Annotated in this window: 4 protein-coding genes; 2 read left to right on the forward strand and 2 right to left on the reverse strand. The window is 76.6% G+C overall.

All coding sequences use genetic code 11. The features are described from left to right. Nucleotides 1–97: 97 nt before the first annotated feature. Nucleotides 98–3,466, reverse strand: a complete 3,369-nt coding sequence (locus tag AB0K09_RS28150; protein ID WP_366068227.1) for a hypothetical protein — start codon at nucleotides 3,464–3,466, stop codon at nucleotides 98–100. A gap of 170 nt (nucleotides 3,467–3,636) precedes the next feature. On the opposite strand from AB0K09_RS28150, the gene AB0K09_RS28155 reads away from it, so the two are divergent. Continuing rightward, a complete protein-coding gene (locus AB0K09_RS28155; protein WP_366068228.1) occupies nucleotides 3,637–4,578 on the forward strand; it encodes a DUF5996 family protein in 942 nt (313 codons plus the stop codon). Between the two features lie 4 nt (nucleotides 4,579–4,582). Beyond that, complete coding sequence (locus AB0K09_RS28160) at nucleotides 4,583–5,290, forward strand: YoaK family protein (protein ID WP_366068229.1); 708 nt, start codon at nucleotides 4,583–4,585, stop codon at nucleotides 5,288–5,290. Nucleotides 5,291–5,370: 80 nt separating this feature from the next. On the opposite strand, the gene AB0K09_RS28165 is transcribed toward AB0K09_RS28160, so the two are convergent. After that, nucleotides 5,371–6,330, reverse strand: a 960-nt coding sequence (locus AB0K09_RS28165; RefSeq protein WP_366068230.1) for an LAETG motif-containing sortase-dependent surface protein, incomplete at its 5' end; no start/stop codon positions are given.

Below are 6,330 nucleotides of genomic sequence, written 5' to 3' on the forward strand. Positions count from 1 at the left end.
GTCGCGGCGGGCAGTTCCCCTCCCGCCCCGGCGGCGAGCGACCACCACGCACCGGCCCGGTGGTGTCCGCACCGGGCCGCCGGGCCCGCGGGCCGGGTTACTCGGGCGCCGTGAGCTGTGCGAGCGCCGCGTCGCGTACGTCCGGGTGGGCGTGGCGGCGGAGTGTTCTCAGCTGGCCGCGCCAGGGGGCGGCCCAGTTCGTGCGGTGGCCGCCGGTCTCGGTGAGGGTGACGGCGAAGAGCCCGGCGGCGTGGCCGCCGTTCTCGGTCAGGGCCCGGGCCGCGTGGGCGTACGCCTCCTCGTCGCCGGTGCGCGACCGCAGGCGCGTGGCGAGGGTCGCCGCCGTGCGGACGGCGAGGGCCGGCCTGCCCTCGTGCAGCACCGCGAGGCGCGTCAGTTCGTCCGTCAGCGCGAGCGCCCCGGCGTTCAGGTCGAGGATGTCGGCCAGCAGCCTTGTCGCCTCGGCGAGGAAGTCGTCGTGCGCGGCCAGGACTTCGGCGACGGCGTGGACGACCGGGGCGACGGTGCACGAGCGCCACCGGCCGCCGCTGATCAGGCCGTCGACGAGGTGGCGGACGCGTCGGCGGGCGGGCCGGTCGCGGTCGGGCCCGGCGTCGTCCGTGCCGGGAACGGCGTCGGCGGCGATCAGGGTGCGCAGAGCGCCGACGAGCGCCGTGGCGTCCGGGTCGCCGGTCCCGGGGAAGATCGCCACCTTCCGGAGCGCGTCGGCGGCCGACCGCCAGGTCGCACGGTTCTCCAGGTCGGTGACGGCGGCGACCAGCGTCGTGACGGCCTCGGGTGCCCAGTGCGCCCACTGGGCGAGCGCCGCGTGGGCCTCGCGGGCGAGCTCCGGGTCGTCGGTGTCGCCGGCGGTGCGTACCAGCGCGGCGTAGCGCGGCCGGTAGGGTCCCGGCAGGTCGCCGGGGAAGGTCCGGAACAGGGCCAGGCGCAGCTCCCGGCGGCCGGTGGCGGCGGTCTCCAGCAGGTCCCACGCCTCCTCGCAGGCGAGCAGTCCGGTCGTGAACGCCACGCCGGCCGCCTGGACGTCGTGGTGCGCTCCCGGATGGAGGCAGGCCTCGGCGAGCAGGGCGGCTGCCTCCCGCACGGGCAGCTGGGTGGCCGCGAGGCGCGCCGCCTCCTTGCGGCTGGTCACCTTCACGCCGCCGTCGGCCAGCAGCAGGGCGCGCAGCGTCCCGGCGAGCTCGGAGGGCGCGACGTAGCGGCTCGCGCGGGTGGCGGCGTAGAGGGCGACGCGGGCGCGGTCGCCCCCGGCATGGGCGAGGAGGGCGGGCAGATGGTCCCCGGGGCGGTCCGTGGCGGCGAGCGCGGCGAGCGCCGCCTCGGCCACCGGTACGTCGGGCTCGTCGGCGAGGCGGCGCAGCAGCGCGGTGCCGTCCTCGGGGATCCAGGCGGCCTGCCGGATGGCCGCGGCGCGCTGCCAGGCGGGCAGCGTGGCGTCGTCCGCCGCGCGTTCCAGCAGCCGGGCGAGGGCGGTGCGCTGGCGCGGCAGGAGCCGGCGCGCGGCCGGCCCGACCGGCGGCAGCCAGTGGCTGCCCTCGGTGAGGAAGCGTCCGTAGGGCGGGGTGTCGCCCAGGACCGCGTCCAGCAGGTCCGTGCGGCGCAGCGTGAGCGTCCGGGCGGGGCGGGGCAGGGTGGCGTAGGAGGGGTCGAGGGCGAGGAGGCCGGCCAGCCGCTCGTCCCGGGTCCTCGGGTCGTCCAGCCATGCGTGGACGGCGTAGCGGGCGGTGTGGTCGTCGCCGTGCCGGGCCGCCCGGGCCAGCAGGTCCTGGAGTTCGGGCAGGGCGTGCGCGCGCTCGCCGAGCGCGTCGGCCAGCCTGACGGCGAGCGCGAAGTCGGCCTTGGCCGCGCGCGCTTCGAGGGTGGGCAGCAGCGCGTCGAGCAGCCGCCGTTCCTGTCCGCGCCGGGGCCGGTCGAGCCACAGGTGGCCGGCGTCGGCGAGCCGGGCCAGGGTGCGCAGGGCCCACCCGGCCGGTTCCGGCTCCCCGGTCACGGCGTGCTCGCGCAGGACCGCGCGGGCCAGGTCGCCGAGGGCGGAGCGGGTGGCGTGGGAGCAGTCGCGCGCCTCGAACGCGTCGGTGGCGAGGCGCTCCAGGTGCGGTACGGCGCCGGTCGTGATGAGGGCGGGGCGGACGCGCGACAGCGCGGCGAGCGCCTGGTGGCGCACGGGGTCCTGTTCGTTGCGCAGCCGTGTCAGGCCCGCCAGGACGTCGTTGAGGACGGCCGGGTCGCCGGAACGGGCGGCGTTGCGCAGCAGGAGGCGGTAGGCGTGGGCCCGTTCGTCGGCCGTGGAACGGCGGGTGGCCGCCGCCAGTTCCGGCCGGGCCTGTGCCGGGGGCAGATGGGCGACGTACGTGAGCACCGTCTGCCAGGGCTCCCCGCGCTCGCGCGCCCGGGCGGCCATGCGCCGCGCCTCGGCCTGGCGGCGGGCGTGCGGCAGCACGTCGAGGAGGTTCTCGGACAGCATGGAGTGCGCGGTCTCGCGCCCGGCCGTGGCGGCGTCGTAGCAGGCGGCGCGCCGGGACGGCGGCAGCCGGCGCAGCAGCCGTGCGAGCGCGTCCTCCTGGCCGCCCAGCGCGCGGGCGAGGTCGGCCAGTTCGGGCGGGTCGTGGCGGACGAGGGCGCGCAGCAGGGCCGGGCTCGGCGACAGCCGGCCGGCCGGTGCGCGGTCGGGGTCCAGGAGCAGCCTGAGGGTGCGGCCGGCGTCCACGGTCGCGAGCAGGGGGAGCCGGTCGTGGAGGTGTCCGGGCAGCGGTCCGGGGCACAGTCGCTCCAGCAGGCCGAGCACGCGCTCGGGTTCGTGCTCCGCGGCGGCCGCGTCGGCCGCCGCGTGGGTGAGCCACCAGCCCCGTCGCGCGGCGTCGGCGCTCGCGGTGAGCCTGCGTTCCACCTCGTCCAGGAGCAGCGGCGCGTGGCGGCGGGCGAGCCGGCACCAGCCGGTGACGGCGTGGAACAGGGCGGGCAGCAGCTCGGCGACGGCCCGCGGCGAGCAGGCGGGCAGCAGCCGGGCCGCCTCGGCGTCGCCCCAGCGGTCGCGGACGGGCCGGGCGAGCGCGTCGGCGAGCGCGGTGCGCCGGCCGCCGACCACGGCCCGGATCAGTGCGCGCCGGACGGCGACGGGCGCGTCCTGGAGCGCGTGGATCACATCGCCGTCCGGCACGAGGCCGCGCCGGACGGCGGTGACGGCCTGGCGGCGCAGGACGGGGTCGGGGTCGGTCAGCCGCGTCCGCAGCCAGCCCGCCTCCCGGGCGGCCCCGGCGGCCAGCGCGGCGAGTTCCTGCCCGTAGGCCCCGCGCCGTGACAGTTCGTCCAGCACCGCGGGCAGCTCGCCGCTCGCGGACAGCTCCCGGGCACGCTCGGCGACGTGGCGGGCGCGGCGCGGGTACGGCAGGGGGTCGAGGGCGGCGAGCAGGTCGTCGACGAGCACGGCCGCGGTGTGGCGGATCATGCCGGGATTCTGTCGCGCCGTCACCCCGATGGCCCAGTCCTTTTCGGTGCGGTGTCGGTGCGGTGTCCGTGCGGCCCCGGTGCGGCCCCGGCGTGCCGGAACTGTGTAGTCCGTTCTCCGGATGCGCCGTCCTTCCGGCCCGCCTAGCCTCGCTCGGGGAGTGATGCTTCATGGAGATGTTCCCCGCGATACCCCTCTCCGCCTGGAAGGACTCCAAGGAGACCCTGCACCGTTTCGCGCAGGTCGTCGGCAAGATCCGGCTCGCCGGCAGCGTACGGCGCAACCACTGGTGGAACGTGCCGTACTACGTCACGGGCTCGGGCGTCACGACGCGCCCGATGGGCCTGTTCGACGGCAATCCGGTCTTCGCGATCGACTTCGATTTCGTCGGCCACCGGCTGGTGGTGCGCACCCTGGACGGCGCCTCGTCGTCGTTCTCCCTGATCGGACGGTCGGTCGCCGACTTCCACCGCCGGACGCTGGAGACGCTGCACGCGCTCGGGGTCGACGTGACCCTGCTGCATCCGCACCCCTTCGATCTGCCCGACAAGGGACGGCCGTTCGCCGAGGACACCGAGCACGCCGCGTACGACCCCTTCTGGGTCAACCGCTACTGGCAGGTGCTCAGCCAGGTGAGCCTGGTGCTGGAGGAGTTCTCCGCCGGCTATTCCGGGAAGATCAGCCCGGTGCACCACTTCTGGCACACCTTCGACATCGCCGCCACCCGGTTCTCCGACCGGCGGATCGACCAGCCGGCGGCCGTCGACCCGGTGACCCGCGAGGCGTATTCCCGCGAGGTCATCAGCGCGGGATTCTGGTTCGGCGACGACTCCTACCCCCGGCCCGCCTTCTACTCCTACGCCGCGCCGGAGCCGCAGGGGCTGGCCGACGAGCCGCTGCGGCCGGCGGCGGCCCGCTGGAGCGAGCAGCGGGGCAGTCACCTGGCGACGCTGGACTACGACGCCGCGCGCGAGGAGGAGGACCCGGTGGGCGCCGTGCTGGAGTTCTACGAGAGCGTCTACCGGGCGGCGGCCCGCCTGGCCGGCTGGGACGCCGCGCACCTGGCCTGTCCCGGCGGCGTCACCGACCCGCGGACCGCCCGCGCCGGGTGAGCGCGTGCGGGACCCGCTGCGCCGCGTCGCCGAGTGGCTCTTCCCCGGGAGTTCCCCCGAGGCCGACGAGGCACGGGGCACGCTTCCCGTCCCGCTGGTGCTGCTGACCGTGGTCACCGGCGTCGTGGACGCGGTCAGCTTTCTGGGGCCGTCCCATGTCTTCGTGGCCAATATGACGGGGAACATCGTGTTCCTCGGGTTCGCCCTGGCGGGCAGCCGGATCCACACGGCCTGGGCGTCGCTGCTGTCCCTCGGCGCCTTCTGCGTCGGGGCCTGGACGACGGGCCGGCTCGTCCGGCGCCTGAACCGGCCACGATCGCTGTTCGCCGTGGTCACCGCCGTGCACACCGCGCTGGTGGCCGCGGCCCTCGCGTCGGCCCTGGCGCAGGGGGCGCGCGGCACCAGCGCCGAGGCGTCGCTGCTCGCGCTGCTGGCCTGCGGCATGGGTCTGCAGAACGGGGTCGTGCTCGCGGTCGCCGTTCCCGATCTGGTGACCACCGCGCTCACGCGCACGGTGACCGGTCTGATCATGGACGTACCGGGAGCGGCCACGGTCCGGCGGACGGTCTCGGTCGTCGCGATGTTCACGGGGGCGCTGTGCGGCGGCGTCCTCTGTCTGGGGACGGGCCCGGCGGCGGCGCTGGCCCTGGCCGTGGCCCTGACGCTGCTGGCGACCGTGACGGCGGCGGCCGAGCCGGCCTTGCGCGGCTGAACCGGCCGTGCGCGGAAGTCGGCCGATCGTGCGCGGCGGGGGGCGTTCCGGCCGGTCCCGCCGCGCGACGAACGGTTCGGTCAGGCGGTGTTGCCGGACTTGCGGCGCTTGGCCATGAACAGGGCGCCCGCACCGACGACCACGGCGGCACCGCCGACCATGGCGATGGTGGGCGTCGCGGAGGAGGAGCCGGTCTCGGCGAGGTGACCCACGGGGGTGATCACCTTGTTGCCGACGGGCTGGGCCGGCAGCGGCTTCCTGCCGCCCTGCGGCCGCGGCTCGGCGTCCGGCACGTGGCCGGGCTTCGCGTTCGCCTTGAGGATGTCGAACATGTAGGCGTCCTGGCCGCCGGCGTAGACGCACTCGCCCTTGCCGTTGGCGTACATGCCGACCTGGATGACGAAGCCCGTCCCACCGGGCGCGCCCGCGTCCACGCTCAGCCGCAGGTCCAGGGTGTACGCGGTGTGGGCCTTGACGGCGGTGGAGGCGGTGTAGCCGGCGTTCTCGTCCTCTGGGCGCAGCGAGATGGCCTCCCAGGCGCCGGTGTCGGGGTTCTTGAACTCCAGCTTGAGGTGGCCCGCCTGGGGCTCGCCGTTGCTCTCGTCGATCGCGGCCGCGAAGACCCCGAGGTCGACGCGCTCGTGGCTGCGGCCCGAGGTGTTGGCCAGGTTCAGCGTGAAGGGGTGCCAGCCGCTGCCGGCGACGACCTTCGAGGGCAGACCGGTCAGCTCCGAGGTGAGCTGGTCGTCGAAGACCGGCTCGTCGCCGTCGCGGCACTCGACCGGGCCGGTCGGCTTGGCGGACGGCGTGGCGGACGCCGACGCGGACGGCTTGCCGGACGGCGTGGCGGAGGCGTGCGCCGCCGGCTTGGCCGGCTCCTGCGCCGTGCCCGGAGCGGCCGGGCTCGCGGAGTGCGTGCTCCCGGTCCTGTGCGCGTCGTCGGCGGCCTTGCCGCCTGCCGCCGGCGCGGAGGCCGACGCGGTCGCGCCGCCCTTGGCCGGGGTGTCCGCGGCGAAGGCGGCGGGCGCGGCGAGCAGGGC

The sequence above is a fragment of the Streptomyces sp. NPDC049577 genome (assembly GCF_040675635.1).
Taxonomy (GTDB): Bacteria; Actinomycetota; Actinomycetes; order Streptomycetales; family Streptomycetaceae; genus Streptomyces.

What these genes read in the sequence shown, in the direction of transcription:
- AB0K09_RS28150 (WP_366068227.1), bottom strand. Translation starts at nt 3,466, where the DNA reads ATGATCCGCCACACCGCGGCCGTGCTCGTCGACGACCTGCTCGCCGCC.
- AB0K09_RS28155 (WP_366068228.1), top strand. Translation starts at nt 3,637, where the DNA reads ATGGAGATGTTCCCCGCGATACCCCTCTCCGCCTGGAAGGACTCCAAG.